The 24610-nt window shown below is 62.1% G+C and carries 22 protein-coding genes and 5 tRNA genes; 9 read left to right on the top strand and 18 right to left on the bottom strand.

The features are described 5' to 3' along the window. Positions 1–20: 20 nt before the first annotated feature. Complete coding sequence (locus ACF8C6_RS05795; RefSeq protein ID WP_392498415.1) at positions 21–458, bottom strand: hypothetical protein; 438 nt, start codon at positions 456–458, stop codon at positions 21–23. An 84-nt stretch (positions 459–542) separates the two neighbouring features. Here ACF8C6_RS05795 and ACF8C6_RS05790 point away from each other — a divergent pair, with 84 nt between their 5' ends. Next, entirely contained in the window at positions 543–986 is a 444-nt protein-coding gene (locus tag ACF8C6_RS05790; protein WP_277688961.1) for a universal stress protein, read from the top strand. A gap of 4 nt (positions 987–990) precedes the next feature. On the opposite strand, the gene ACF8C6_RS05785 is transcribed toward ACF8C6_RS05790, so the two are convergent. Both ACF8C6_RS05785 and ACF8C6_RS05780 read right to left on the bottom strand, forming a co-directional pair. Further along, positions 991–1677, bottom strand: coding sequence for a DUF6901 family protein (locus ACF8C6_RS05785; protein ID WP_392498414.1), 687 nt, complete (start codon positions 1675–1677; stop codon positions 991–993). 20 nt (positions 1678–1697) lie between these two features. Further along, the gene (locus tag ACF8C6_RS05780) at positions 1698–3617 is read right to left on the bottom strand and encodes an ATP-binding cassette domain-containing protein (protein ID WP_392498413.1); all 1920 of its coding nucleotides are present in this window, start codon (positions 3615–3617) and stop codon (positions 1698–1700) included. A gap of 164 nt (positions 3618–3781) precedes the next feature. Here ACF8C6_RS05780 and ACF8C6_RS05775 point away from each other — a divergent pair, with 164 nt between their 5' ends. Then, positions 3782–5710 (top strand): transglycosylase SLT domain-containing protein, encoded by a 1929-nt coding sequence (locus tag ACF8C6_RS05775; protein WP_392498412.1) that lies wholly within the window; start codon positions 3782–3784, stop codon positions 5708–5710. A gap of 80 nt (positions 5711–5790) precedes the next feature. Here ACF8C6_RS05775 and ACF8C6_RS05770 read toward each other — a convergent pair whose 3' ends face one another. After that, complete coding sequence (locus ACF8C6_RS05770; RefSeq protein WP_392498411.1) at positions 5791–6594, bottom strand: MOSC domain-containing protein; 804 nt, start codon at positions 6592–6594, stop codon at positions 5791–5793. 125 nt (positions 6595–6719) lie between these two features. On the opposite strand from ACF8C6_RS05770, the gene ACF8C6_RS05765 reads away from it, so the two are divergent. After that, complete coding sequence (locus ACF8C6_RS05765; protein ID WP_392498410.1) at positions 6720–8411, top strand: methyl-accepting chemotaxis protein; 1692 nt, start codon at positions 6720–6722, stop codon at positions 8409–8411. A gap of 15 nt (positions 8412–8426) precedes the next feature. Here ACF8C6_RS05765 and ACF8C6_RS05760 read toward each other — a convergent pair whose 3' ends face one another. The 5 genes from ACF8C6_RS05760 to ACF8C6_RS05740 all read right to left on the bottom strand — a co-directional run bounded on the left by ACF8C6_RS05760 (position 8427) and on the right by ACF8C6_RS05740 (position 15196). Continuing rightward, positions 8427–9353: a chemotaxis protein CheV gene (locus ACF8C6_RS05760; protein ID WP_277688967.1), complete on the bottom strand. Its 927-nt coding sequence runs from the start codon at positions 9351–9353 to the stop codon at positions 8427–8429. A 129-nt stretch (positions 9354–9482) separates the two neighbouring features. Continuing rightward, positions 9483–10382 carry a lipid kinase YegS gene (yegS, locus tag ACF8C6_RS05755; RefSeq protein WP_392498409.1) on the bottom strand — a complete coding sequence of 300 codons (900 nt, stop codon included), beginning with the start codon at positions 10380–10382 and terminating at the stop codon, positions 9483–9485. A gap of 71 nt (positions 10383–10453) precedes the next feature. Continuing rightward, positions 10454–12013: an FGGY-family carbohydrate kinase gene (locus tag ACF8C6_RS05750; RefSeq protein WP_392498408.1), complete on the bottom strand. Its 1560-nt coding sequence runs from the start codon at positions 12011–12013 to the stop codon at positions 10454–10456. Next, positions 12010–13596, bottom strand: coding sequence for a glycerol-3-phosphate dehydrogenase/oxidase (locus ACF8C6_RS05745; RefSeq protein ID WP_392498407.1), 1587 nt, complete (start codon positions 13594–13596; stop codon positions 12010–12012). Before ACF8C6_RS05745 ends, ACF8C6_RS05750 begins: the two co-directional genes overlap by 4 nt. A 1-nt stretch (position 13597) precedes the next feature. Further along, positions 13598–15196, bottom strand: a complete 1599-nt coding sequence (locus ACF8C6_RS05740) for an FAD-binding oxidoreductase (protein ID WP_392498406.1) — start codon at positions 15194–15196, stop codon at positions 13598–13600. Between the two features lie 123 nt (positions 15197–15319). On the opposite strand from ACF8C6_RS05740, the gene ACF8C6_RS05735 reads away from it, so the two are divergent. After that, positions 15320–16348, top strand: coding sequence for an AraC family transcriptional regulator (locus ACF8C6_RS05735; protein WP_392498405.1), 1029 nt, complete (start codon positions 15320–15322; stop codon positions 16346–16348). A 9-nt stretch (positions 16349–16357) separates the two neighbouring features. Here ACF8C6_RS05735 and glp read toward each other — a convergent pair whose 3' ends face one another. Beyond that, on the bottom strand, positions 16358–17554 hold the full coding sequence (glp, locus tag ACF8C6_RS05730; RefSeq protein WP_392498404.1) for a gephyrin-like molybdotransferase Glp: 1197 nt from the start codon (positions 17552–17554) through the stop codon (positions 16358–16360). Continuing rightward, complete coding sequence (moaB, locus tag ACF8C6_RS05725) at positions 17551–18090, bottom strand: molybdenum cofactor biosynthesis protein B (protein WP_392498403.1); 540 nt, start codon at positions 18088–18090, stop codon at positions 17551–17553. The genes glp and moaB overlap by 4 nt, the downstream gene beginning before the upstream one ends. 65 nt (positions 18091–18155) lie before the next feature. Here moaB and mobA point away from each other — a divergent pair, with 65 nt between their 5' ends. From mobA to ACF8C6_RS05710, 3 genes are all read left to right on the top strand, one after another. Beyond that, on the top strand, positions 18156–18755 hold the full coding sequence (mobA, locus tag ACF8C6_RS05720) for a molybdenum cofactor guanylyltransferase MobA (protein WP_392498402.1): 600 nt from the start codon (positions 18156–18158) through the stop codon (positions 18753–18755). A 60-nt stretch (positions 18756–18815) separates the two neighbouring features. After that, positions 18816–19037: a YgdI/YgdR family lipoprotein gene (locus ACF8C6_RS05715; protein WP_277688976.1), complete on the top strand. Its 222-nt coding sequence runs from the start codon at positions 18816–18818 to the stop codon at positions 19035–19037. 100 nt (positions 19038–19137) lie between these two features. After that, positions 19138–19214 (top strand) — tRNA-Pro (locus tag ACF8C6_RS05710). Positions 19215–19319: 105 nt separating this feature from the next. Here the strand turns inward: ACF8C6_RS05710 and ACF8C6_RS05705 are convergent. Beyond that, positions 19320–19396 (bottom strand) — tRNA-Arg (locus tag ACF8C6_RS05705). A 357-nt stretch (positions 19397–19753) separates the two neighbouring features. Here ACF8C6_RS05705 and ACF8C6_RS05700 point away from each other — a divergent pair. Beyond that, complete coding sequence (locus tag ACF8C6_RS05700; RefSeq protein ID WP_277689021.1) at positions 19754–20083, top strand: Arc family DNA-binding protein; 330 nt, start codon at positions 19754–19756, stop codon at positions 20081–20083. A 54-nt stretch (positions 20084–20137) separates the two neighbouring features. Here ACF8C6_RS05700 and mgtE read toward each other — a convergent pair whose 3' ends face one another. Next, positions 20138–21580, bottom strand: a complete 1443-nt coding sequence (gene mgtE, locus ACF8C6_RS05695; RefSeq protein ID WP_392498401.1) for a magnesium transporter — start codon at positions 21578–21580, stop codon at positions 20138–20140. 306 nt (positions 21581–21886) lie between these two features. Here mgtE and ACF8C6_RS05690 point away from each other — a divergent pair, with 306 nt between their 5' ends. After that, a complete protein-coding gene (locus tag ACF8C6_RS05690) occupies positions 21887–22390 on the top strand; it encodes a hypothetical protein (RefSeq protein WP_392498400.1) in 504 nt (167 codons plus the stop codon). 39 nt (positions 22391–22429) lie between these two features. Here ACF8C6_RS05690 and ACF8C6_RS05685 read toward each other — a convergent pair. The 5 genes from ACF8C6_RS05685 to ACF8C6_RS05665 all read right to left on the bottom strand — a co-directional run bounded on the left by ACF8C6_RS05685 (position 22430) and on the right by ACF8C6_RS05665 (position 24516). Further along, positions 22430–22506, bottom strand: a tRNA-Arg gene (locus tag ACF8C6_RS05685). A 64-nt stretch (positions 22507–22570) separates the two neighbouring features. Then, positions 22571–22647, bottom strand: a tRNA-Arg gene (locus tag ACF8C6_RS05680). A 104-nt stretch (positions 22648–22751) separates the two neighbouring features. Continuing rightward, positions 22752–22842: transfer RNA gene (locus tag ACF8C6_RS05675), tRNA-Ser, on the bottom strand. 61 nt (positions 22843–22903) lie between these two features. Beyond that, the gene (gene csrA, locus ACF8C6_RS05670) at positions 22904–23089 is read right to left on the bottom strand and encodes a carbon storage regulator CsrA (RefSeq protein WP_003244478.1); all 186 of its coding nucleotides are present in this window, start codon (positions 23087–23089) and stop codon (positions 22904–22906) included. 188 nt (positions 23090–23277) lie between these two features. Then, positions 23278–24516, bottom strand: coding sequence for an aspartate kinase (locus tag ACF8C6_RS05665; protein WP_392498399.1), 1239 nt, complete (start codon positions 24514–24516; stop codon positions 23278–23280). Positions 24517–24610: the final 94 nt, after the last annotated feature.

Below are 24610 nucleotides of genomic sequence, written 5' to 3'. Positions count from 1 at the left end.
TTGCAGGTAGAGCACCGCTATCAAGCCACCGCCGCCAGAAACTCGGCGACTCGCTGCAATTCAGGCTCTTCACCGCGCTCCCCCCAGTAGAGCGCCACCATTTGCGGCCCGGCCTCGACCTTGTAGACATCAACCGGCAAACGCTGCAGCTTCTCCAGCATCCCCGCATCGACGCATGGCTCGCGCCATTGATTGCACCACTGCCCAGGCGCTGTCTGCCAATAACTCCAAGTGTCGCTAACGCCGCGCCGCCGGCCACGGTGGTATTGCGCGCAACTGGCTGGCGGGTGACCTTCAAACCAGTGCGGCCAGTCCTGCTGGCTAAGCTGCATACCCAAGCCCAAACGACGAGCCGCCAGGCGCAGCGCCATCTGCCCGCGCTGACGCGGCGAAGGACGCAACCAAACCAGCGGACTGAGCGCCGCCCCGATCAGCAAAAGCACTACCCACCACGTCATATCTGCCACTTGAAAACTAAAGCCTGTGTTATGAAGAGGGCGACGCCATACTGCAAGCATGCCCATTCAATGGAGGAAAACTCGATGCCTTACCAGCACATCCTGATTGCCGTCGACCTCACCGACGAGTGCCATCCCGTGGTAGAGCGCGCCCTGGCCATCGCCGCCAGCAGGGGCGCCAAGACCTCCCTGGTGCACATCGTCGAGCCCATGGCCATGGCCTTCGGTGGCGACGTACCGATGGACCTGTCCATGCTCCAGCAGCAGCAATTCGACCAGGCCCGCGAGCGGCTGGACAGCTTTGCCGGCAAATACCCGCAACTCGGCAGCGAACAGCGCCACTTGGCCTACGGTCAGCCTCGCCAGGAAATCCATCGTCTGGCCGATGAACAGGGCTGCGACCTGATCGTGGTCGGCAGCCATGGCCGCCACGGCTTAGCCCTGTTGCTCGGCTCCACCGCCAATGACCTGCTGCACGGTGCCCCCTGCGACGTCCTGGCCGTACGCCTGAAGAAGCCCAAGGACTAGCGCGCTAGTCCTGAGTCTCGCCCGCGCTCATCACCAGCGGGCGAATCTTCTGCAACTGGGTTTCGAGCGACACCGTCATGCTCGACGACATGGAAAAGAAGGTGAGGAAGGCCTTGAGGTTGGAGTCCCCCTCACAAACATCGAGGATGCGCTGCCAGAACGCCTGATTGACCAGTTGCAACTGCTGGAACTGCTTGACCAGCCCCTTCAGCTCCCAGTCGGCCCGACGGCCTTCGCGGAAATGGAAATACTGCCGCGCCAGATAGAGAGAAATGGTGCGCAGGATGAACTCCTGACTACTGGCAAAAGGCAGATGGTTGTGGGCCATCGGCTTGAGGCGCGCCAGTACCGGACAGGCACTGGTGGCCATGATCACGCCCAGCAACGAGCGCAGCCCCTCTTCCAGCCCCACCAGTTTGCTGTACTCGCGCTCCGGGGTACGCACCCAGACCTGGGCCTTCTTGATGGCCGGCAGCCCCTGAAAGTCTTCGATCACCCGATGCAGATCGACGGCAGCCGGACAACGGGCAAACTTGTCGCGACTCAACGGGCAGTTGCTGCACTGATGGTGCTCAAGGCGCGTCCACTTGGGGGCGGCCTCGGCACTCTGGGCATCGTACTGACGGTCCAGCTCGATCCTGTAGCTGAACTGATGGTTGTCATCCAGCGTGACGCGGTACTCAATCGCCATGCATGTCTCCGGCAGGCTTTTCAGGCTTCCAATTCGGCCCAGCGCTCCAGCAACTGGTCCAATTCCTCTTGCAGGTGCTGCAAGCGCTCCAGCGCAGGCCCGGTGATAGCCACGGCCTGCTGGTAGAACGCCGGATCGGCGATCTGCGCCTGCAGCTCTGCCAGCTGGGCCTCCAGGGCATCGATCTGCCCGGGGATGGCGTCCAGCTCACGCTGCAGCTTGTAGCTGAGCTTCTTCTTGTTGGTGGCCGGTACGTCTTCCACCACCGGAGTAACAGGAGCCGCGGCGGGTGCCACCGCAGCCAGCTCGGCCTTGCCCGACTTGCTTTCGCCGACACCCAGCAGGCGCGGCGAGCCACCCTGGCGCAGCCAGTCCTGGTAACCGCCGACATACTCGCGCACCCGCCCCTCACCTTCGAAGACCAGGGTGCTGGTCACCACGTTGTCGAGGAAGGCCCGGTCATGGCTGACCATCAGTACGGTGCCCGGGAAATTCAGTAGAACCTCTTCCAACAACTCCAGGGTTTCCACATCCAGATCATTGGTCGGTTCGTCCAGCACCAGCAAGTTGGCGGGCTTGCTGAACAACTTGGCCAGCAACAAGCGCGCGCGCTCACCACCGGACAGCGCCTTGACCGGCGTACGCGCACGCTGCGGGCTGAACAGGAAGTCTCCGAGGTAACTCAGCACATGGCGGCTCTGACCGTCGATGCTGATGAAGTCGCGACCTTCGGCGAGGTTGTCTATCACAGTTTTTTCAGGGTCCAACTGATGGCGTAGCTGATCGAAATAAGCCACTTCGATCTTGGTCCCTGCCACTATCGTGCCACTAGTCGGTTGCAGGTCGCCCAGCAGCAGCTTGAGCAGCGTGGTCTTACCGGTTCCGTTGGCCCCGAGCAGGCCGATACGGTCGCCGCGCTGCAGCACCATGGAGAAGTCGTGTACCAGCGCGGCTCCCCCTGGGTGCGCAAAACTGACATTTTCCGCCACTATCACCTGCTTGCCGGATTTCTCCGCCGTATCCAACTGGATGTTTGCCTTGCCCTGGCGCTCGCGCCGTTCGCTGCGCTCCTGGCGCATGGCCTTGAGCGCACGCACGCGCCCCTCGTTGCGCGTGCGACGGGCCTTGATACCCTGACGAATCCACACTTCTTCCTGAGCCAGACGCTTGTCGAACAGCGCATTGGCGGTCTCTTCGGCTGCCAGTTGCTGCTCCTTGTGCACCAGGAAGCTGGCGTAATCGCCGTTCCAGTCGATCAGCCCGCCGCGATCCAACTCGAGGATGCGCGTGGCCAGGTTCTGCAGGAAGGAACGGTCATGGGTGATGAACAGTACGGCGCCGCCAAAATCCTTCAGCGCCTCTTCCAGCCAGGCGATGGCGCCGATATCAAGGTGGTTGGTTGGTTCGTCCAGCAGCAGTAAATCGGGTTCGGAAACCAGCGCCTGGGCCAGCAACACACGGCGGCGCCAGCCACCGGACAGCTCGGCCAGGGTCTTGTCGGCCGGCAGCTGCAGACGACTCAGGGTGCTTTCCACCAGCTGCTGCAGGCGCCAGCCATCCTTTGCCTCCAGCTCCTGCTGAACATGCATGAGCTGATTGAGGTCATCATCGCTGTGGATGTGCTGACTGAGATGGTGATAGCGAGCCAGCAACTCACCAACGCCGGCCAGTCCCTCGGCGACCACATCGAATACTGTCCGTTCGTCGGCACGCGGTAATTCCTGCGGCAACTCACCAATTTTCAGCGCCGGTGCACGCCAGATCTCGCCGTCATCGGGCATCTGCTCGCCCTTGACCAGGCGCAGCATGCTCGACTTGCCCGTGCCATTGCGCCCGATGATGCACACCCGTTCGCCGCGAGCAATTTGCCAGGACACGCGGTCCAGCAGCGGCATGGCACCGTAGGCCAGGGATACATCGGCGAACTTGAGCAGGGTCATGGGAAACACCTTGAAAAACGGGGCGCGCATTCTAACCGAGTTACGGGGCTACCATACTGGCCTCTGCCCATCATCAATGGCGGGTTTTTCCGGCCTGGCCCAACAAGCTAAGCTAGGCCCATTGGAAGCACCCCGCTTCGATTAGCTCTCATCACGGATGTGTCATGCGCCGCCCTCTGCTCTATCTGCTGTCCTCGCTCGTCACCTGTTCCCTCGCCCTGGCCAACGCCCACGCTGCGAACCTGGCCCAGCAACGCCAGATGTATGACCAGGCCAAGCGAGCCCTGGCCAAGGGTGACAGCGGTCCCTACCGGCAGTACGCCAGCGCCCTGCGCGACTATCCACTGGAGCCTTATCTAGCCTACGACGAGCTGACCGCACGCCTGAAGTCTGCCAGCAATGACGAGATAGAAGCTTTTCTTACCGAGCACGGCGACCTGCCCCAGGCCGGCTGGATGAAGCTGCGTTGGTTGCGCTGGCTAGCCGAGCGCGGCGAATGGCAAACCTTCGCCAACCATTACGACCCGCAACTCAACTTCACCGAACTGGATTGCCTGTACGGCCAGTACCTGTACCGACACAACATGAAAGCCGAGGCACGGGCCGCCGCGGAAAAGCTCTGGCTGGTGGGCAAGTCACAGCCTGAGGCCTGCGATGCCCTGTTCAGCACCTGGCGCAGCGACGGACAACTGACCGAGGAGCTGCGTTGGAAGCGCGCCAAACTGGCGGCAGAAAACCGCAACTACGGATTGGCAAGCTACCTGGTCAAGGGCCTGCCGACCCTCGACATGCAGGGCAAGATGCTGCTGGAGGCCGCGCAGAAGCCCCAGGTCATGAGCCAGACCGCCCGCTTCGTCCCCGCCGACCGGCATATGGCAGACGCCGCCGGCCTCGGCCTGCGCCGCCTGGCGCGCCAGGACCCGGAAAAGGCTCTGAACCTGCTCGACGTTTACGCCCGCAAGCTGCCCTTCTCAGCCGAGGAAAAAGTCGCCATCGCCCGTGAGGTCGGCCTGACGCTGGCCAAACGCTTCGACATACGCGCCCTGCAGGTCATGGCTCAGTACGATCCAGAGCTGCGCGACAACACCGTCTCCGAATGGCATGCCCGCCTTTTGCTGCGCCATGGCCGCTGGGACGAGGCCTACCAACTGACCAGCCGCATGCCGGCAGACCTGGCCACCACCAGCCGCTGGCGCTACTGGCATGCGCGCAGCCTGCAACTGGCCAAGCCGCAGGATCAGCAGGCTGCGGCCCTCTACCAGCAACTGGCCAAGGAACGCGACTTCTACGGTTTTCTCGCTGCCGACCGGGTAAAGGCCCCCTACAGCCTCAACCACAAGCCAATGACCATCGCCCCGCAGGTGATGCAGAAAGTTCGCAATACGGCTGGAATCCGACGTGCCCTGGAGTTCCATGACCGCGGCCAGATCGTCGACGGGCGCCGCGAGTGGTACCACGTCAGTCGCCTTTTCAGCACCGAGGAACTGGTGGCTCAGGCCAAGCTGGCCTACGACAAGCAATGGTACTTCCCGGCCATCCGCACTATCAGCCAGGCCAAATACTGGGATGACCTGGATATCCGCTTCCCCATGCCCTACAAGAACAGCCTGATCAGCCAGGCCAAGCTTCGCGGCCTGCATTCGAGCTGGGTGTTTGCCATCACCCGTCAGGAGAGCGCCTTCATGGCCGACGCCCGTTCGCCGGTCGGCGCTATGGGACTTATGCAACTGATGCCGGCTACCGCCAAGGAGACCGCGCGCAGGTTCAGTATCCCCTTGAGCAGCCCACAGCAGGCTCTGGTGCCGGATAAGAACATCCAGCTCGGCGCTGCCTATCTGAGCCAGGTGCACGGCCAGTTCAACGGCAACCGTGTACTGGCTTCGGCTGCCTACAATGCAGGGCCAGGCCGCGTGCGCCAATGGCTACGGGGAGCGGACCACCTGTCATTCGATGTCTGGGTAGAAAACATTCCGTTCGACGAAACCCGCCAATACGTGCAGAACGTGCTGGCCTACGCAGTGATCTACGGCCAGAAACTGGGTTCACCAACCCCCCTCGTGGACTGGCACGAGCGCTTTTTTGACGATCAGTGAACATAAAAAGGGCGCCTTCGGCGCCCTTTTCATTTCACGCACGGCCTGCATGCAAGCCATGCCTGCTGATGAGGTTATACCTACTCCAGCACTTCCACCGGCATACCGACACGCAACTCACCGACGCCACGCGGCAGCAGGTTCTGGCCAAAGTACACCTGCCCTTCGCGCTCGCGATAGGTCTTCAAGGTGGCCAACGGCTCGCGGTCGGCACTACGCTCGCCGGTGAGCGGATCAAGGGTAGTGACGATGCAGCGGCTGCAGCCCTTGGCCACCTTGAACTCTATTCCGCCAATACAGATGCGTTTCCAGCGGTCTTCGGCATAGGGTTCAGCACCCGAAACCACCAGATTGGGACGAAAGCGCAGCATCTCCAGCGAGCGCCCCACACGTGCAGACAGATCATCCAGGGAACCCTGCCCGATCAGCAGCAGCGGAAAGCCATCGGCAAAGCCGACCTTTTCCCCCGGTTCGGCGTAGCCGGTATCGACCTGGCGCGCCCGGCTCTCCGGCACCTGCACCAGACGGCACGGGCGCCCGAGAAAAGCACTGAACCAGGCCGCGGCAGCATCCCCGGCATCCGGCACCCTCAAGCTGTCACTCCAGACGATGACGCCACGCAGCGCGGCATCGGGATCAGGCAGCGCCACCTCGATGCCGTCGCAGCCCGGGGCACTCAGGCGCAAACCGCCCTCGCCGTTGTAGCGTGCCTCGATACGGCCCATCTGCGGCAGTAAGCGCTGGGTCAGGAAACGGCCACTGCTCTCGTCCACCAGCATCCAGCGGCGATCACCCAGCAAGCCCAGAGAGCCGACTGGTGCGCTCTGCAGACTCTCGTGGCATGCGGATTTCAATGGGTAACGATATAGAGCAGATAGCTGCATGAAATCCTCTGTAGACAGAAAGTATGAACCGATCATTAGCACTTTCGAGCGACGTGACCGTGTTCACGATATTGCTAGATTGAGCGACAAATAAGTTCAAATAAAAAACAAGTCCGGTGTACCCCATGCAAGACATCCAGTCCACTGCTACGCCCTTTCAAGCCTCTCGCCTCTCACTCCCTGCTCCCGTCTATCTGCTCCTCATATGCCAGGCCATACTGCTCGCCGCCGTGCTGATCCAGGCTGACAATGGTCTGCGTCTGGTTGCCGCGCTGCTGGCCCTGCCACTCCTGTTACTGACCTGGCAGCTGGGCAAGGGGGCCCAGCGCAATCCGCTGGCCACGCGCCTCGACGCCATCAACGGCAAGCTGATCGATCTCACCGAAAGTGCAGCCGAGGGCGAACTGGAAGGCAGCACCAACCTGCAAAAACTGACGGCACGCCTGCGCGACAGCATCACCAGCCAGCAGCACAGCAGCCTGCAGATCGCCCTGACCTCGGCAGCAACCCGCCTGCAATCCGAACAGGCGGCCAAGGAAGCCGGCGAGCAGCAGAACCTGGCCGAGCTGATTTTCCATGCCAGCGAACAGACCAGCGCAGCACTGCAGGATATTTCCGCCCGCGCCGGCGGCATCACCGAGATGAACAGCCGCAATCTGGACATGGCACATCAATCGCAGCAGCAGCTGGGCGAGGCACGCCAGCAGATGCAGGACGTCAACCAGACCATGGACGGCTTCCGCCACAACATCGAGGCCCTCAGCGCAACCACCGGCAAGGTGCGCGAAATCCTGGTCACCGTGCAGGACTTCTCCACCCAGACCAATATGCTGGCGCTAAATGCCGCTATCGAAGCGGCCCGTGCAGGTGAAGCCGGGCGTGGCTTTGCCGTGGTGGCCGACGAGGTACGCAACCTGTCGCAGAAGGTCGGCAGTGCCGCTCAGCAAATTGGCGTTCTCATGGAGGAAATGACCAATGCGATGGCCGGCGCAGATGCCCAGACCCTGCGCATGATCGAGCAAAGCGCCTCTACCAGCGTCGTGGTCAACACCGCTACCGAACAGTTCGAGCTGATGGTCAATGACTTCCAGCAGGCCAATGACGACCTGCTGATGGTCAGCAGTGCTCTGGAGGAGCTCAACGCCACCAACCAGGAAACCCACCAGCACAGCAGCCGTATCCGCGAACTCAGTCTGGGCATCGGCCAGCGCATGCAACAAAACTTCGCCCAGGCCGATACATTGCGCGACAACACCAACCAACTGGTGCAGCAGCTGTGCAGCTTCCGACTGGGCAGCGGTCGCCTGGAAGCCATCACCGACATGCTGTTCCAGCGCCGCAACGTGATTGAAGCGCAACTGGAGGAACTGAAGGCCTCCGGTGTCGACCTGTTCGATCAGAACTATCGAGCCATTCCCAACACCAACCCGCAGAAACATGATGTCAGCTGGGTCGAACCCTACCGCAAGCGTATTCAACCATTGCTCGATGAATGGGATCAGGGCGGCAAGGATGGCGTGCTCTATCTGGTACCAATGACCGAGCGCGGCTACCTGCCGGCTGCACGCAGCGCGGCATCACAGCCGCCGACCGGCAACCCACAGATCGATGCCGCCAAGAGCATGCATCAGCGTTTCATTCCAGTGACGGAAAGCGAAGCGAACAGTGTGCGCCAGTGCCAGCACCTGAGCATGGGAACCTTCGTCATTCCCGGCACCAGCACCATCGTTTTCGTGATTTACACCCCGGTGCACGTCGGCGGCCGCCGCTGGGGCACCATCAGCGCAGGCATCGTGCCCGCCGCACTCGGCATCTGAGAGCCGCCGCGACGTTCAGGCGTCGCGGCGCAGGCGGTCGGCGATTACATCGACCAGCTTGTCCGGCTGGAACTTGGAGAGAAAGTTGTCGCAACCGACCTTCTTCACCATGGCTTCGTTGAAGCTGCCGGACAAGGAGGTGTGCAGCACCACGTACAGATCGCGCAGGCGTGGGTCGTTGCGGATCTCGGTGGTCAGGCGGTAGCCGTCCATCTCCGGCATCTCGGCATCGGTGAAGATCATCAGCAGCTTATCGGTCATCACCTCGCCACTGTCAGCCCACTTCTTCAGCAGTTGCAGGCCCTTGAGCCCATCACTGGCGCTATGGGTACGAATGCCCAGCTGAGCCAGGGTTTCGCGCAATTGATTCAGGGCCACGCTGGAGTCATCCACCAGCAGCACCTCACGCCCAACCGCCTTGGCCAGCAGCGGATCGGCCAGCTTTTCCTCGGAGACCTTGGTACTCATCGGCGCAATTTCCGCCAGCACCTTCTCCACATCTATGATCTCGACGATCTGATCCTCAACCTTGGTGATGGCCGTCAGGTAGTGCTGGCGCCCTGCTCCGCCCGGCGGCGGCAGGATGGATTCCCAGTTGAGGTTGAGGATGCGGTCCACGCCCCCCACCAGGAAGGCCTGTACCGAGCGGTTGTATTCGGTGACGATGATGGTGCTGTTCTCGTTCGGGGTGATCGGCCGCATGCCGATGGCCTGGGACAGGTCGATCACCGGCAGGGTCTGGCCACGCAGGTTGACGACCCCGCAGACGTAGGGGTGACGGTGCGGCATCAGCGTCAGCTTGGGCAGCTGGAGAACCTCCTGCACCTTGAACACATTGATGGCGAACAGCTGCCGGCCCGTCAGCCGGAACATGAGGATCTCCAGGCGGTTCTCACCCACCAGCTGCGTGCGTTGATCCACTGTGTCGAGAATGCCGGCCATCATGCGCTCCTGTTATCTGTACCGAGTCTAGCCCAGCGCCTTGTGTAGTATCGGCCGCTATGGCGGAAACTGCAGAGCCATGGCCGTTCGCCATCATGCCGCAGGCATAGACTCGAAGCCAGAAGCGCGTCACCGCCCGCCCAACAACCCTGACGCTCTCGGCAGATGCAGACGCAGGGCGCCGGCACGTGCGGCGAAACGCAGGCGCTTACCCTCTAGCGGCTCGCCGTCCAGATTGATGTCCAGCCCTTCCGGTGTCTCTACCTCCAGCCAGGGCACACGGGCACTGACCGATACCGACTCCACACCAAGCATACCGCCGGAAAGGAGCGTGCCCAGAGTGCCGACCACATCCGACGAGGCCGGCACGATGCAGATGTCCAACAGGCCGTCATCGATGCGCGCATGCGGGCACAGCACATGGCCGCCACCGGCCTGCCTGCCGTTGCCGATGCCCAGGGCGAGAAACTCGCCTTCCCAGGCGAAATCAGGGCCACGGAAGCGGCCGAAAGACGAGTGCACCTCGGCAAAGCGGCTCAGACCGGTTAGCAGGTAAGCCGCACCGCCGAGCAGGCTCTTCAGCTCTTCCGAAGTATTGGCCGTGACCTTGGAGCCGAAGCCACCGGTAGCCATGTTGAGAAACAACTGGCCGTCCACTTCGCCCAGGTCGATTGGCCGCGGCTCGGACTCCAGCAGGCTCAGCGCCTCCGCGGGGATCAGCGGAATATCGGCAGCGCGGGCGAAATCATTGGCGGTGCCCAGCGGCAGCAACACCAGGCTGGCAGTACCGTCCGCCAACACCAGTGCCTCGGCCACCTCGCGCAGGGTTCCGTCACCGCCTCCGGCAATCAGTGTCGGGTAGCCCGCAGCCAGGGCCTCCTGCACCAGGCGCGCAGCATCGCCACCCTCCCAGGTCAGGCGCACCGCCAACTCCCAGCCATCCGCCCGCAGTGCCCTCACGGCGCTCCGTACCTCATCGTTCTGCGCCTGTTTGCCATGCAGAATCATCAGCGCCCTGCGCTCGCCCATAAGCCGCTCTCCGTTGCACGTTTATCCGAGTACAGCAGACCACAGGCAATGCGTGAAAGTGCCAGCAGGCGCTAAGCCGGGTAGCCGGTGATCTCGCGAATGCTGCGGTACAGCGGCCTGAGCTGTTGGTACATGCGCAGGTACACTTCACGGTACAACCGCTCGTACACCGCCACCGCCTGCGGGTTGGGCTGGAACACCTTGCCGACGCGGGTCATGGCGGCGATGGCCGTGGGGAAATCCGGGTACAGGCCGAGGCCGACGGCGCAGTCGATGGCCGCGCCCAGGCCGGAGGTCTCGTACAGATGCGGGCGCTCGGCCGGCAGGTTGAAGATGTCGGCAGTCAGCTGCATCGCCGCATCGCTCTGCGAGCCGCCGCCGGAGATGCGCAGGCGCTGGATGCGCGTGCCCGAGCGTTTCTCGATCTTCTCGCGGCCCTGGCGCAACGCGTAGGCCAGGCCCTCGAGGATGGCGCGGTACAGGTGCGCGCGGGTATGCACGTCGCCGAAGCCGATGATAGAACCCTTGGCCTCCAGCCCCGGCTCGCGGATGCCCGGCGACCAGAATGGTTGCAGCATCAGCCCCATGGAACCCGGCGGCACGCTCTCGACCAGCTCGTCGAACAGCGTCTCGGCCTCCACCCCCAGTTCCAGGCCACGCTGGCGCTCGGCGTGGCCGAACTGTTCCTTGAACCAGCTGACCATCCAGAAGCCACGAAACACCATGACCTCGGTGTTGTAGTGGTCGGGGATCGCCGCCGGGTATGGCGGGATCAGCGGGATGGTCTCCAGGTAGTCGGCACGCGTGGTGTTGATGGTTGCCGTGGTGCCGTAAGACAGGCAGGCCGTGCTCGGCTCCACGCCACCGGCGCCGATCACCTCGCAGGCCTTGTCCGAGGCCGCGGCGATCAGCGGCAGCCCCGCGGGAATGCCAGTGTGGGCGCTGGCCTCGGCGCTGATGCTGCCGAGGCGCTCGCCCGGCTTGACCAGCTCCGGCAGCATGTCCGGGCGCACCGGAATGGCCTGCCACTTCCAGTCGCTCGGCTTGGCCCAGCACAGGCGCTTGTAGTCGAACGGCAGGTAGGCCACGCAGCTGCCCACCGAGTCGGCGAAGCGGCCGCACAGGCGGTGGGTGAGAAAACCCGAGAGCAGCAGGAACTTGTGCGTGCGCGCCCAGATCTCCGGCTGCTGCTGAGTGATCCAGTTGGCCTCGGCCTGGCTGCGGAAGTAGTCGATGGTTTCCTCTTCGCGGATCAGCTTGAACAGCCAGCCCCAGGGCCCCTTGATGGTGCCTGCAACTTCTGCCCTGCGCTGGTCGAGCCAGAGGATGGCCGGCCGCAGCGGCTGGCCGGCCGCGTCGACGTTGACAAGGGTCCCGCGCTGTGTGGTCAGCGACACGCCGGCGATCCGGCTCTTGTCGATGTCGACGCTGGCCCACAGCTGCCGACAGGCCTCGCCAAGGCTGCGCCAGTAGTACTCCGGGTCCTGCTCGGCCCAGCCGGGGTGCTCGGAATAGTAGGGTTCCAGCTCCACCTTGCCCTTGCCAACCAGGTTGCCGGCCAGGTCGAAGAGCAGCGCGCGCACGCTCTGGGTGCCGTTGTCGATGGCCAGCAGATAGCGTTGTTCGCTCACGAAGATTCACCCGGCAGGCTGTAGCACTGGCGCCAGAGGGCCAGATAACGTAGTTGTTGTTCTTCCCAGCGCGCATCGCTCCAGCCCAGGCGCGGCTGGCACAGGGCGCGGATGCGCGGCAGCTCGGCCTCGGCGCCGCCCGCCAGCAGCAGGCCGATGCGCGTGCGGCGCAGCAGCAGGTCGTCCAGTTGCAGCACCAGTTCGTCGTCACAGGCCAGGGCCAGCTCGGCCCAGAGTGTGGTGCTGGCGCCGATGCATCCGCTGCCCAGCTCGCCAATCAGCTCGGCCAGGCGCGGCAACGCCAGGCCATGACGACCGGCCAGGCGACGCCGCTGACTCAGGCACAGGCCAGGCAGCGCCACTTCGGGTGCTGCGTGGAATACCGCCTGCCCCACATCCGCCACCTCGCGCCCCAGCATCGGCGCACAGGCGCGCAGCACTTCCAGCGCCAGCAGGCGGAAGGTGGTCAGCTTGCCGCCGGCCAAGGTCACGCAGCCGGGCTCGACCCACAGGGCGTGCTCGCGCTTTTCGTCTGACGGTTTCTTGCCGGAGCTTTCGCCCTCGCTGACCACCGGGCGCACGCCAGCCCAGGTGGACAGCACATCGGCGCGACCGACCCTGGCATGCGGGAACACGCTGGCGCAGGCCGCCAGCAGATAATCCAGCTCTTCTTCCGTGATCCGCGCATCGCGGTTCAGCGCCTCGCCATGGTCCAGATCGGTGGTGCCGATCACCGTGGTGCCCTCCCAAGGGAAGACGAACACCGGGCGCTGGTCCTCGGGGTGCATAAAGCTGATGGCCTGGGCCACCGGCAGGCGCCAGGCCGGCAGCAGCAGATGGCTACCGCGCAGCGGACGGATATGTTCCAGACCGCTCTTCTTTCTCAGCTCGTCGGCCCAGGCACCGGTGGCCTGGGCCACGGCGCGGGCGCGGAAGGCAAAGCGCCGACCAGTCTCGGCGTCCTCGGCAACCAGACCATTAACACAATCGTTATCACGGCTTAGCTCGACCACGCGCAGGCCGTTGAGTGCCTCGCCGCCCTCGGCCCGTGCCTCGCCCAGCACGCGCATGACCAGGCGCGCGTCATCGGTAACGGCGTCGGTGAACAGGGTACCGCCGAGCAGCTCGGCCTCGTTCAGCCCCGGCGCCAGATAGCGCAGCTCGCCGGCCGGGTGGTAACGGTGCAGGCGCTGGCCGGCCAGGGCGTCGTAAACGCCGAGCAGGCCGCCGAACACCTTGGGCCCGGGAAACTTGCCGCGGTAATGCGGGAACAGGAACGGCAGCGCATCGACCAGGCCCGGCGCCTCGCCGAGCAGGCGCTGGCGCTCGCGCACCGAGTCGCGGGTCAGGCCCAGCTGGCCCTTGGCGATATAGCGCAGGCCGCCGTGGACCATCTTCGACGAGCGACTGGAAGTACCCCAGGCGAAGTCGCGTTGTTCCAGCAGCAGGCAGCTCCAGCCGCGTCGCGCCGCCTCGCGCAGGATGCCGGCGCCGCTGATGCCGCCGCCGACGACGATCAGGTCCCAGTCGCGCGCCGCCAGCTCAGGCAGCGCGGCCTCACGCCAGGCGGCGTTCCAGGCCATATCAGTCATCCAAGAGCACGCCAGGAGCCAGGCGCCGCTCCGGATCGAAATGCTGCGCCATGGCCTTGAGCGCGGCCATGCCCAGCTCACCCTTCTCCGCCGCCAGGTATGGCGCGTGGTCACGACCGACGCCGTGCTGGTGGCTGATGGTGCCGCGGTTGGCGGTGATGGCCTGGCTGGCCGCCTGCTTGAGCTTGCTCCAGCGCGCCTGGGTGGCTTCGTAGCTGTCGCCCGGACGGAACACGTAGGTGGTGTAGATGCTCGAACCCTGGCCGTAGACGTGCGACAGGTGGGTGAATACATGAACCCGCTCGCCCTCCTCCGCCAGGCCCTGGCGCAGACTGGCCTCGACCTGGTTCAGCAGGTGGTCGACGTTGCTCCAGTCGGTGGCCGTTTCCAGGGTGTCCACCGCATAGCCGGCCTCCCACAGGCCGTGACGCAGATAGGGGAAGCGGAAGCGGTTCTCCGCCCACTTCTTGCCCAGCAGGGTGCCGGTGAACACGCCGCCAAAGCCCTTCAGCAGTTTTTTCGCCTGTTTCACCGACAGCGCGTTCTGGCTGCGGTTACCGGTGACGCCGAAGGTCAGCATGCACTTGCCGACACGGGCGCCGCGCAGGGCCAGGTATTTCTCCAGCAGGGCGATCTGTTCGGGGTGTCCGGCCAGGGCCAGCTGGGTCTCGGTCTCGATGGCGTTGGACAGGCGCAGCATCGACAACGGGATGCGCGCCTGCACCAGTGCGCGGATGCCGGCCAGGGCCTGCTGCCAGCTGGGCAGGAACACGGCGAAGAACTTCTCCTGCTCGGCCAGCTTGGTCACCCGTACCTTGACCTCGGAGATCACCCCGAAGCGGCCTTCGCTGCCGAGGATCAGCTCGCGCAGGTCGGGGCCGGCAGCCGAGGCCGGGAAGGTCGGGATGTCCAGGGTGCCGGCGAAGGTCTCGACCTTGCCGCCGGCAAACAGCTGCTCGATGCGCCCGTAGCGCAGCGACTGCTGGCCGCTGGAGCGGCTGGCGACCCAGCCGCCGAGGGTAGACATCTCCCAGGACTGCGGAAAGTGGCCGAGGGTGTAGCCGCGCGCGCGCAGCTGCGCCTCTACCTGCGGGCCGTTGGCGCCGGGGCCGAAGGTGGCGATCTGGCTCTGCTCGTCGAGGTCGAGCAGCTGGGTCATGCGCTCCAGCGACAGGGTCAGCACCGGCTTGGCGGACTCGACCGGGTTGATATGCCCGGCCACCGAGGTACCGCCACCGTAGGGGATGACGATGGCGTCCTGCTGCCGGGCCCAGGCCAGCAGCTCGCGGATCTGCGCGGCGGTTTCCGGCAGAGCGACGCCGTCAGGGAACACGCCGAATTCACCGGAGCGCATGGCCAGCCAGTCCGGCAGGCTCTGGCCGCGGGCATGGCGCACACGCACTTCGGCATCGACACTGATCTGCGGGTGGCGCAGGCTCAGGCGCGATTCGGGCACCCGCGCCAGCACCTGCTCCAGACTGGCATCCGGCAGACGCTGCCCCACGCCGACCCGCTGCGCCAGGAAAGCCGCGCCATGCGCCGGCAGCTCCACCACAGTGGCCTCGTCGCCCCATCCATTCCAACGTCGCATGCGTGCTCCCAGTATTCCGGTCATTCTCAATGGCTGCCTATACTAGCCAGCGGCCCGGCTCGGTCACTGTCGAATCGAGCCAGCGCCTGTCGCCAATCAAGACAAGCAGAACAACAAGAAACGATGCTGACCCTCGGCTATACCTCAGTCCCCGCCCTGCTCAAATACCTGCGCCATGCCGAAGCACTCGGCCTGGACCTGGCCGCCGCGCGTGCCGCGGCCGGCGTGACCCAGGAGGACCTGGCCGACAATGGCCGGCGCATTCCCAGCGAAATGCACGAACGCTTGCTGGCGCACCTGCTGCAGGTCTCCAATGACCCGCTATTCGGCCTGCACTCAGCGCGCTACGTACAACCCGGCTCATGGAGCGTGCTCGGCTACATCACCATGAACTGTGCCACCCTGGGCGAGGCGATGGGACGCATCGTGCCTTACGAGAAGCTGGTCGGCGACATGGGCACCAGTCGCGTAGAGCCGGCCGGCGACCATGTACGGCTGATCTGGAACTGTCGCCACCAGGATCCGGAGATCCGCCGCCACATGGTGGAAAATGTGCTGGCCTCATGGATTCTCTACGCCCGCTGGATCGCTGAAATGGACAGATCGCCAAGCGAAGTGTGGCTGGAACATCGGCGCCCCGCCGCCGCAGCCCTGGAGGACTATGAAGCGGTGTTCGGCTGCCCCGTGCGTTTCGACCAGCCCTACAGCGCCCTGCTGGTGCCGCTGGACTACCTGGCCATCCCATTGCGCCAGGCCGATCCCAACCTGCTGCGCACCCTGGAAGAGCACGCGCTGACCATGATGGCCGGGCTGGATGACGGCGAGCCGCTGCCGCAGCGAGTGAAGAATGCCCTGCGCCTGCTGCTCAAGGATGGCCTGCCGCGCAAGGAGAAGGTGGCGGAGAAGTTCCACATGACCGTACGCACCCTGCAGCGCCACCTACAGCAGGCCGGTACCAGCTACCAGGAAATTCTCGACCAGCTGCGCCAGGAGCTGGCCGAGCACTACCTGCTACGTAGCGAACTGGCTATCCAGGATATCGCCAGCTATCTGGGTTTCACCGAGTCGCGCTCCTTCCACCGCAGTTTCAAGGCCTGGACTGGCATGACACCGGGCGAATATCGCGAGCAGCGCAAGAGCGCGCCGCTCTGAGCTGACGTCCTAGCCGAGCAATTCGCTCAGCGGAATAAAGCGCAGCGCGTCGCCTTCGCCATAGGTGCTCCCCTCCATCACCTCGACCAGGCCATCGGCCCAGGCAACGCTGCGCAGCACGCCAGAGCTCTGGTTGGTGTAGAGCACAGCACGTCCATGCTCTACGCGTGCGCGCAGGTATTCACGGCGACTGCCTGGCTTGCCCCAGGTAAAACCTGCCGGCACCGTAAAAGCCAGTGGCTCGACCTCTGCCACACCCAGGCGTCGCAATAGATAGGGCCGTGCCAACAGGCCAAAGGTCACCAGTGTCGAGGCTGGATTGCCCGGCAAGCCCAGCACCGGAATGCCGCGGTAATGGCCACAGGTCAGCGGCTTACCTGGTTTGATAGCCAGCTTCCACAGAGCCAGATCGCCCTCCTCGCGCAGTACCTGGCCGAGAAAATCAGCCTCGCCGACGGAAACGCCACCGGTGGAAAGAATCAGATCAACCTCATCCAGAGCCCCCAGAGCCAGACGGGTTTGCTCTAGGTCATCCGGCAGGATACCGGCATCCACCACCTCGCAGCCCAAACGCTGTAGCCAGGAGCACAGTACGCGACGATTGCTGTTATATATCTGACCGGGCCCAAGCGGCTGGCCTGGCTCGAGCAACTCGTCGCCCGTGGAAAGCACCGCAACCCGGGGCTTGCGACGAACCGGCAGCTGGGCACAGCCGAGCGAAGCAGCCAACCCCAGTTCCACAGGACCAAGGCGCGTACCTGCATTGAGCACCACCTCGCCTCGACGCGTCTCCTGCCCCTGGGCACGGACGTTCTGCCCTGCTCGCAGCGGCTCAAGGAAACGCACACGACCGTCGGCGAGCACCTCACAATTCTCCTGCATCTCCACCGTATCGGCCCCGGGTGGCAGTGGCGCACCGGTAAAGATTCGCGCACAGCTGCCTGGCTGCAGCGCCTGCGGCGCGTGGCCGGCGAAGACGCGCTGGGTCACTGGCATGGCTGCGCCACTGTAATCACCCAGACGCAGGGCATAACCATCCATGGCACTGTTCGGCCAGGGCGGTAGATCCAGCCCTGCGACCAGTTCGGTCGCCAGTACTCGACCATCCGCTGCCGCCAGCGGCAACACCTCCAGCTCACGAATCGGCGCCTGCTCGGCCAGCGTCAGCAGGCGTTCAAGCGCATCCTCAACGGGCAGTAGACTCATCCACGACTCTCACAGGGATCAACGGGCTTGAGATGCGCGACGAAATTGCAGGGACGGTGGCGGTTGTCCAGTTGCTCGGCGAGGATGCCATCCCAGGCCGTGCGACAGGCATTGGTGGAGCCTGGCAGGCAACAGACCAGCGTGCCATTAGCCAGTCCTGCCAGGGCCCGCGACTGCATGGTGGAGGTGCCAATGTCGCCCACCGATATATGCCGGAAATACTCCCCAAATCCATCGACCTGCTTGTCCAACAGACAAGCCACCGCTTCAGGTGTGCTGTCTCGCCCAGTAAAGCCCGTTCCACCGGTGATCAGCACCACCTGAACCTCATCCTCGGCAATCCACTGCGCCACCTGGGCGCGAATGCGGTACAGATCGTCCTTCAACAATAGGCGAGCGGCGAGGTGGTGACCTGCATCGGTAAGCCGGTCAACGAACAGTTGCCCGGAGGTATCGGTTTGTAGAGTGCGGGTATCGCTTACAGTGAGAACGGCAATGTTCAGCGGCACGAAAGCCGCCTCGGCCTTGTGACTCATGGCAGGGTCCGGTTGTGGCGAAAACAGGCCGGTGTTATATCACAGGCCCCAACCCCGAGACCGCCATGACCGATCACCGCCCCCACTGCTCCATCCTCTTGCTGGCCGGCGGCCGCGGACAGCGCATGGGCGGCCAAGATAAGGGCCTGATAGAGTGGCGTGGACAACCCCTGATTGCTCATTTGCATGAGCAGGTGCGCGCCCTCACCGATGACCTGATCATCTCCTGCAATCGCAATCACGAGCGCTATGCCAGCTATGCGGACCATCTGGTCAGCGATGTTGAAACAGGCTTTCAGGGACCGTTGGCTGGCATCCTCGCCGGCCTGCCCCAGGCCCGGCACCCCCGGATGCTGGTATTACCCTGCGACGCACCAAGCCTGGACAAGGCACTGTTGCTCGATCTGATGGAGACTGCGCAGCAGGCGCCAGAGCGACCGCTGATGGTTCGCCAGGATGAGCACTGGCAACCGCTGTTCTGTGTCCTGCCTAAAAACCTGTACCCCGCATTATTGGCGCTCTGGAATGACGGCGAACGCAGCCCGAGGCGCGCATTGCAGCGACTTGATGCCCTGGCCTACCCATGCGCCGCCGACGATCCTCGATTGAGCAACCTGAATACGCCTGAACTGCTCAAGGCTGCATCGACGCATAAAAAGGATTGAACTCACCTGGCTTATCTCCGTCAGAAATTCAGCACTTGCACTGAAATCAAGGAGATAACCATGACCCGACGGAAGCTGTACCTCTGCTTTGCCTTTCTCGGCATCGCCAGCCTGAGCGGTTGCGCCACCCCCAGCGTGATCACACTCAACGATGGCAGCCAGGTTCAGACCGTGGACACACCGGAATTCGATGAAGACTCGGGCTTCTACGAATTCGAGCAACTGGACGGCAAACCGGCCCGGATCAATAAAGACCAGGTCATCACCGTCAAAGAGCTTTAGGCATTTCCCATGCATGCTCCGCATGGATGCGGGGCAACAAAAAACTTCTCGCTAACCCCTTGTGCAGCAAAACTTTTTCGGTAAAATGCGCGCCATCCTTCGGAGCGTAGCGCAGCTTGGTAGCGCGTCTCGTTCGGGACGAGAAGGTCGCTGGTTCGAATCCAGTCGCTCCGACCAAATCCCGATATCGACCTGCACAGGTTGAATAAAAAAACCGGCTATTAGCCGGTTTTTTTTTGCCACCTCGTCACGCCCAGGCCCATTAAGCCAAGCACCATGGTATGGCGTCCCAGAGAGGGGTCGAACCTCCAACCTTCCCCTTAGGAGGGGGATGCTCTATCCAATTGAGCTACTGGGACATATGACGCGCCGAATGGTAGCGGGCAACGCCGTATTTGTCATGCACATCAATCTCTTAGCTGCAACCAAATACCTCCCAAACACAGAGCGGACAGCGCCAAGGAACCTCTAGAGCAATCCTCACTAACTGACCAGCAAGGCAGTTTTGACTAACCGTGCGCATTTCAGACAGCTGGTGCTGGCAATGCGCCTGCATTCAGATGCAAAATACGCCGTGTAATTGGCGTCAATTAGTCGACCGACTAAATAATTCGATGTGGTTACCGGCTGAACGGCTAGCGCCTATCATGGTCAAAGCAGTGATAATTCAATAGCTGAATGCCAGCATCGCTTTCCTGAACTAACCGGTTTAATGTATACGCCCTATGAAACAGGCCATTTATTCCAGCCGTACAGCTGACAAATTCGTTGTCCGCCTGCCCGACGGAATGCGCGAGCGCATTTCCGACGTAGCACGCAATCATCATCGCAGCATGAACTCGGAAATCATCGCCCGCCTGGAACAGAGCCTGCTTCAGGAAGGCGCCCTGGGTGACGAGCCAAGCCTGCGACTGGACAGCCCCGAGCTCTCCCTGCACGAACGCGAACTGCTGCAGCGCTTCCGCCAACTCTCGCATCGCCAGCAAAATGCCCTCGTAGCACTGATTGCTCACGATGCAGGCATGAACACCGAAGAAGATGCCTAATCCAGAGAGAAACAAAAAAGCCGGCTAATGCCGGCTTTTTTGTGGGGATTTTTCCTAGAGGAGGAACAGTGTCGCCAAGCCGAGGAAAATGAAGAACCCCCCACTATCGGTCATCGCCGTGATCATGACACTGGCACCCATGGCCGGATCTCGCCCCAGGCGCATGAGGGTCATAGGAATCAGAACCCCCATCAACGCCGCAAGCAGCAGATTGAGCGTCATCGCACCGGTCATCACCAGGCCCAGCGACCAGCTATCGTAGAGCCAGTAGGCCACCACACCGATCACCCCCCCCCAAAGCAGCCCATTGATCAGCCCGACGCCCAGCTCCTTGCGCAACAAGCGCGAGGTATTACCAGTGCTGATCTGATCCAAGGCCATCGCGCGCACAATCATGGTGATTGTCTGATTACCCGAGTTTCCACCGATACCCGCCACGATCGGCATCAGCGCCGCCAGCGCTACCAGCTTCTCAATTGAGCCCTCGAACAGACCGATCACACGCGAAGCCAGAAACGCCGTGACCAGGTTGACCGCCAGCCACGCCCAGCGGTTGCCGACCGACTTCCAGACCGACGCAAAGATATCCTCCTCCTCGCGCAGGCCGGCCATATTCAGCACTTCGCTTTCACTCTCCTCGCGAATCAGATCGACCATTTCATCGATGGTCAGACGGCCGATCAACTTGCCGTCCTTCTCCACCACAGGAGCAGAAATCAGGTCATAGCGCTCAAAGGCCTGAGCCGCATCGTAAGCATCCTCATCGGGCTGGAAACTCACAGGATCACTGGCCATCACCTCGCTCACCTGCTTGTCAGGATCATTGACCAGCAGCCGCTTGATCGGCAGAACCCCCTTGAGCACACCGTCGTAATCAACCACGAACAGCTTGTCAGTATGCCCCGGCAACTCCTTCAGACGGCGCAGATAACGCAGCACCACCTCCAAACTGACATCTTCACGGATGGTGACCATCTCGAAGTCCATCAGCGCACCGACCTGATCCTCTTCATAGGAGAGCGCCGAGCGAACACGCTCGCGCTGCTGAGCATCCAGGCTCTCCATGAGCTCGAAGACCACGTCACGCGGCAATTCTGGCGCCAGATCAGCCAGTTCATCCGCATCCATATCCCTGGCCGCAGCGAGGATTTCGTGATCATCCATGTCGGCGATCAACGACTCGCGAACCGCGTCAGACACTTCAAGCAGGATATCGCCGTCACGCTCTGCCTTGACCAACTGCCAGACTGTCAGTCGGTCATCAAGCGGGAGCGCTTCGAGAATATGAGCCACGTCGGCAGAGTGCAGATCATCCAGCTTACGCTGGAGCTCAACGAGGTTCTGCCGATGCACCAGGTTTTCAACAAGATCCTGATGCTGCCCTTCCTGGCGATGGGTCAACCCCTCAACCAGCTTGTGGCGATGCAATAGCTCGATCACCTGAGCAAGGCGATCCTGCAGGCTTTCTTGCGGCTTTTTGGCTTCTACTTCAGTCATACGGCACGCTCCACCCCAGCAGCAGGGCGCGCCGCGAGGGTCAATCAGTCAATACACGATTGGGCGGGGGAAGTTTTGAGTAACTACTGGGTAAGTCCATGGTGGTATTCCACAAGCCCCGACGGGGCTGACCTGGCAATGATAGCACCGCCAGCCACATACAGGGCGACCCAATAGCGCCTAGAACAAGTGCTTGCGCCATTGCCTTCAACTTGTTTCTCCGACGCTTGCGCCAGTTCACAAGGCACGCTGGCACCTCAAGGAAGCTCGGCTAGCCTGTTAAGCGAACGTCAAGGAGGACGAATCATGCTGCGACCAATCTGCGCAACGCTCTGCGCATTCTTTTTTATACAGACCAACGAAATCCAGGCATCCACCGTATTTCGCTGCGAAGACGAGAATGGGCGCATTAGCTTCACGCTGAGCGGTTGCCCTAGCCACACCAATCAATCCCTGCACAACGCCTACAACCCAACCCCAGGACAAGGAAAAGTCGTCCCCATGGCAAAAACCAAGAAGAAAGCAGCCAAAGGCAAGGGAACGAGCGACCACGACCAACAAGAATTGACGATAGTTGGCAGCAAGCAAGACGGATGCGGCAACCAGGTGACAGGCACCGAGCGCCGCACCGCCATGATCCGCAAGCAAGTGCGCAGCGGCATGACCCAAGCCGATATAGAAAGTGCCCTTGGCGAGCCCGACAAGATCACCACGCAGAACGGCGATACTCGCTATCACTACGACGACCAGCAAGGAAACAAGCGGCAAGTCATCTTCGACGAGGCAGGCTGCGTAAAGAAAAAACGCTGAAATGCAAAAGGCCCGCATTAATGCGGGCCTTTTGGCTAATGGCGCACTCAGGAGGATTCGAACCTCCGACCGCCCGGTTCGTAGCCGGGTACTCTATCCAGCTGAGCTATGAGTGCGTGTGGTGCTTTTTAGACCAGATCACCGCTGGTTTAGATAACACGTAATACGCATCATCTAGTATGGCGCACTCAGGAGGATTCGAACCTCCGACCGCCCGGTTCGTAGCCGGGTACTCTATCCAGCTGAGCTATGAGTGCGTGGGTGGCGCATTATAGAGAGCTTAACTTTTCGGTCAAGCACTTTTCAGAATAAATTCAATAACTTATCTGACTTAGCACCAACACAACCTAGGTTGTGAATATGGCGGAGAAGGGGGGATTCGAACCCCCGACACCCTTTTGAGGTGTACTCCCTTAGCAGGGGAGCGCCTTCGGCCACTCGGCCACCTCTCCGCAACACGGGGCGCATGATAACCATGTTTTCCCCGTTTGCAAACCAAAATTTTTATAAAAATTAATGGCTTGGTTCGTCACCCTTTTCTTTCTGGATGCGCTGGTAGATCTCTTCGCGGTGCACGGCAACTTCCTTCGGAGCGTTAACGCCGATCCGTACCTGGTTACCTTTCACACCCAACACGGTGACAGTGACATCATCACCCACCATCAGGGTCTCTCCGACCCGGCGAGTCAGAATCAGCATTCCTTTCTCCTCACGGATTTCAATGTTCAGAACAACTAGTCTGCAGAAATAAAAATGGTGGCAGCCGCGTCCTGTTCAAGTCACGACCTTCACCCAAGTATTGACCAGCCCGGACAAAAGGAAAGTTCCCCGCCAAACCGCTCAAAAACGCAAAAGGCGCGGATCAGCCGCGCCTTTCGGATCAACCTTTACTCAACCTGTCGGGCTGGAGCGTCCAGCTCGAAGGCAGTGTGCAAGGCACGCACAGCCAGTTCCAGGTATTTCTCTTCAATCACCACCGACACCTTGATCTCGGAAGTGGAGATCATCTGGATATTGATGGTCTCCTTCGCCAGGGCCTCGAACATGCGGCTGGCGACACCGGCGTGGGAGCGCATCCCGACACCGACGATAGAGACCTTGGCGATATTGATGTCGCCGATGACCTCACGAGCGCCCAGTTCGCGAGCAGTGTTCTCCAACACGCCCATGGCGCTGTTGTAATCGTTGCGGTGCACAGTGAAGGTGAAGTCGGTGGTGTTATCGTGCGCCACGTTCTGCACGATCATGTCCACCTCGATGTTCGCAGCACTGATCGGGCCGAGGATCTTGAAGGCCACGCCCGGAATATCCGGTACACCACGGATGGTCAACTTGGCTTCGTCGCGATTGAAGGCGATGCCGGAGATGATCGGCTGTTCCATGGATTCCTCTTCATCAAGGGTAATGAGGGTGCCCGGACCCTCCTGGAAGCTGTGCAGCACGCGCAGCGGGACGTTGTACTTGCCGGCGAACTCCACCGAGCGGATCTGCAGCACCTTGGAGCCGAGGCTGGCCATCTCCAGCATCTCTTCGAAGGTGATCTTGTCCAGACGCTGGGCCTTGGGCACTACGCGCGGGTCGGTGGTATACACACCATCGACATCGGTATAGATCTGGCACTCGTCGGCCTTGAGCGCAGCAGCCAGGGCCACGCCGGTAGTGTCGGAACCACCACGACCGAGGGTGGTGATGTTGCCCTGCTCGTCCACGCCCTGGAAACCGGCGACCACGACCACACGACCGGCCTTGAGATCGGCGCGAATCTTGGCGTCATCGATCTGCAGAATACGCGCCTTGTTGTGCGCGCTGTCGGTGAGAATGCGCACCTGATTACCGGTGTAGGAGACCGCCGGCACATCGAGCTTGATCAGCGCCATGGCCAGCAGAGCAATGGTCACCTGCTCTCCCGTGGACACCATTACATCCAGCTCACGCGGTACCGGCTGACCGTCGCTGACCTGCTTGGCCAGATCGATCAGGCGATTGGTTTCGCCACTCATGGCGGAAACCACGACGACGATATCGTCGCCCTTCTCGCGGAACTTCTTCACCTTTTCGGCCACCTGCTGAATACGCTCGACGGTGCCGACTGAGGTGCCCCCAAACTTCTGTACGATCAAAGCCATGTCAAAAAGCCGCCTGATTCCCCGAAGGGCGCCCATTAGACCCGCAACGGGTCACACTGCCAAGGCCTGCCGGACGCACTGCAGGCCTTGTCTT

This window comes from Pseudomonas sp. zbq_18 (genome assembly GCF_043102245.1).
Taxonomy (GTDB): Bacteria; Pseudomonadota; Gammaproteobacteria; order Pseudomonadales; family Pseudomonadaceae; genus Aquipseudomonas.
Note: the sequence above shows the minus strand (reverse complement) of the source record. Positions and strands in the feature narration are given on the sequence as shown.

Coding starts and splice junctions, on each gene's coding strand:
- ACF8C6_RS05715 (WP_277688976.1), top strand. CDS start 18,816: ATGACCCGACGGAAGCTGTACCTCTGCTTTGCCTTTCTCGGCATCGCC.
- ACF8C6_RS05770 (WP_392498411.1), bottom strand. CDS start 6,594: ATGCAGCTATCTGCTCTATATCGTTACCCATTGAAATCCGCATGCCAC.
- ACF8C6_RS05795 (WP_392498415.1), bottom strand. CDS start 458: ATGACGTGGTGGGTAGTGCTTTTGCTGATCGGGGCGGCGCTCAGTCCG.
- csrA (WP_003244478.1), bottom strand. CDS start 23,089: ATGCTGATTCTGACTCGCCGGGTCGGAGAGACCCTGATGGTGGGTGAT.
- ACF8C6_RS05690 (WP_392498400.1), top strand. CDS start 21,887: ATGCTGCGACCAATCTGCGCAACGCTCTGCGCATTCTTTTTTATACAG.
- ACF8C6_RS05735 (WP_392498405.1), top strand. CDS start 15,320: ATGCTGACCCTCGGCTATACCTCAGTCCCCGCCCTGCTCAAATACCTG.
- mobA (WP_392498402.1), top strand. CDS start 18,156: ATGACCGATCACCGCCCCCACTGCTCCATCCTCTTGCTGGCCGGCGGC.
- ACF8C6_RS05790 (WP_277688961.1), top strand. CDS start 543: ATGCCTTACCAGCACATCCTGATTGCCGTCGACCTCACCGACGAGTGC.
- ACF8C6_RS05760 (WP_277688967.1), bottom strand. CDS start 9,353: ATGGCCGGCATTCTCGACACAGTGGATCAACGCACGCAGCTGGTGGGT.
- ACF8C6_RS05665 (WP_392498399.1), bottom strand. CDS start 24,516: ATGGCTTTGATCGTACAGAAGTTTGGGGGCACCTCAGTCGGCACCGTC.
- ACF8C6_RS05765 (WP_392498410.1), top strand. CDS start 6,720: ATGCAAGACATCCAGTCCACTGCTACGCCCTTTCAAGCCTCTCGCCTC.
- yegS (WP_392498409.1), bottom strand. CDS start 10,382: ATGGGCGAGCGCAGGGCGCTGATGATTCTGCATGGCAAACAGGCGCAG.
- ACF8C6_RS05740 (WP_392498406.1), bottom strand. CDS start 15,196: ATGCGACGTTGGAATGGATGGGGCGACGAGGCCACTGTGGTGGAGCTG.
- ACF8C6_RS05775 (WP_392498412.1), top strand. CDS start 3,782: ATGCGCCGCCCTCTGCTCTATCTGCTGTCCTCGCTCGTCACCTGTTCC.
- moaB (WP_392498403.1), bottom strand. CDS start 18,090: ATGAGTCACAAGGCCGAGGCGGCTTTCGTGCCGCTGAACATTGCCGTT.
- glp (WP_392498404.1), bottom strand. CDS start 17,554: ATGAGTCTACTGCCCGTTGAGGATGCGCTTGAACGCCTGCTGACGCTG.
- ACF8C6_RS05785 (WP_392498414.1), bottom strand. CDS start 1,677: ATGGCGATTGAGTACCGCGTCACGCTGGATGACAACCATCAGTTCAGC.
- mgtE (WP_392498401.1), bottom strand. CDS start 21,580: ATGACTGAAGTAGAAGCCAAAAAGCCGCAAGAAAGCCTGCAGGATCGC.
- ACF8C6_RS05745 (WP_392498407.1), bottom strand. CDS start 13,596: ATGGCCTGGAACGCCGCCTGGCGTGAGGCCGCGCTGCCTGAGCTGGCG.
- ACF8C6_RS05780 (WP_392498413.1), bottom strand. CDS start 3,617: ATGACCCTGCTCAAGTTCGCCGATGTATCCCTGGCCTACGGTGCCATG.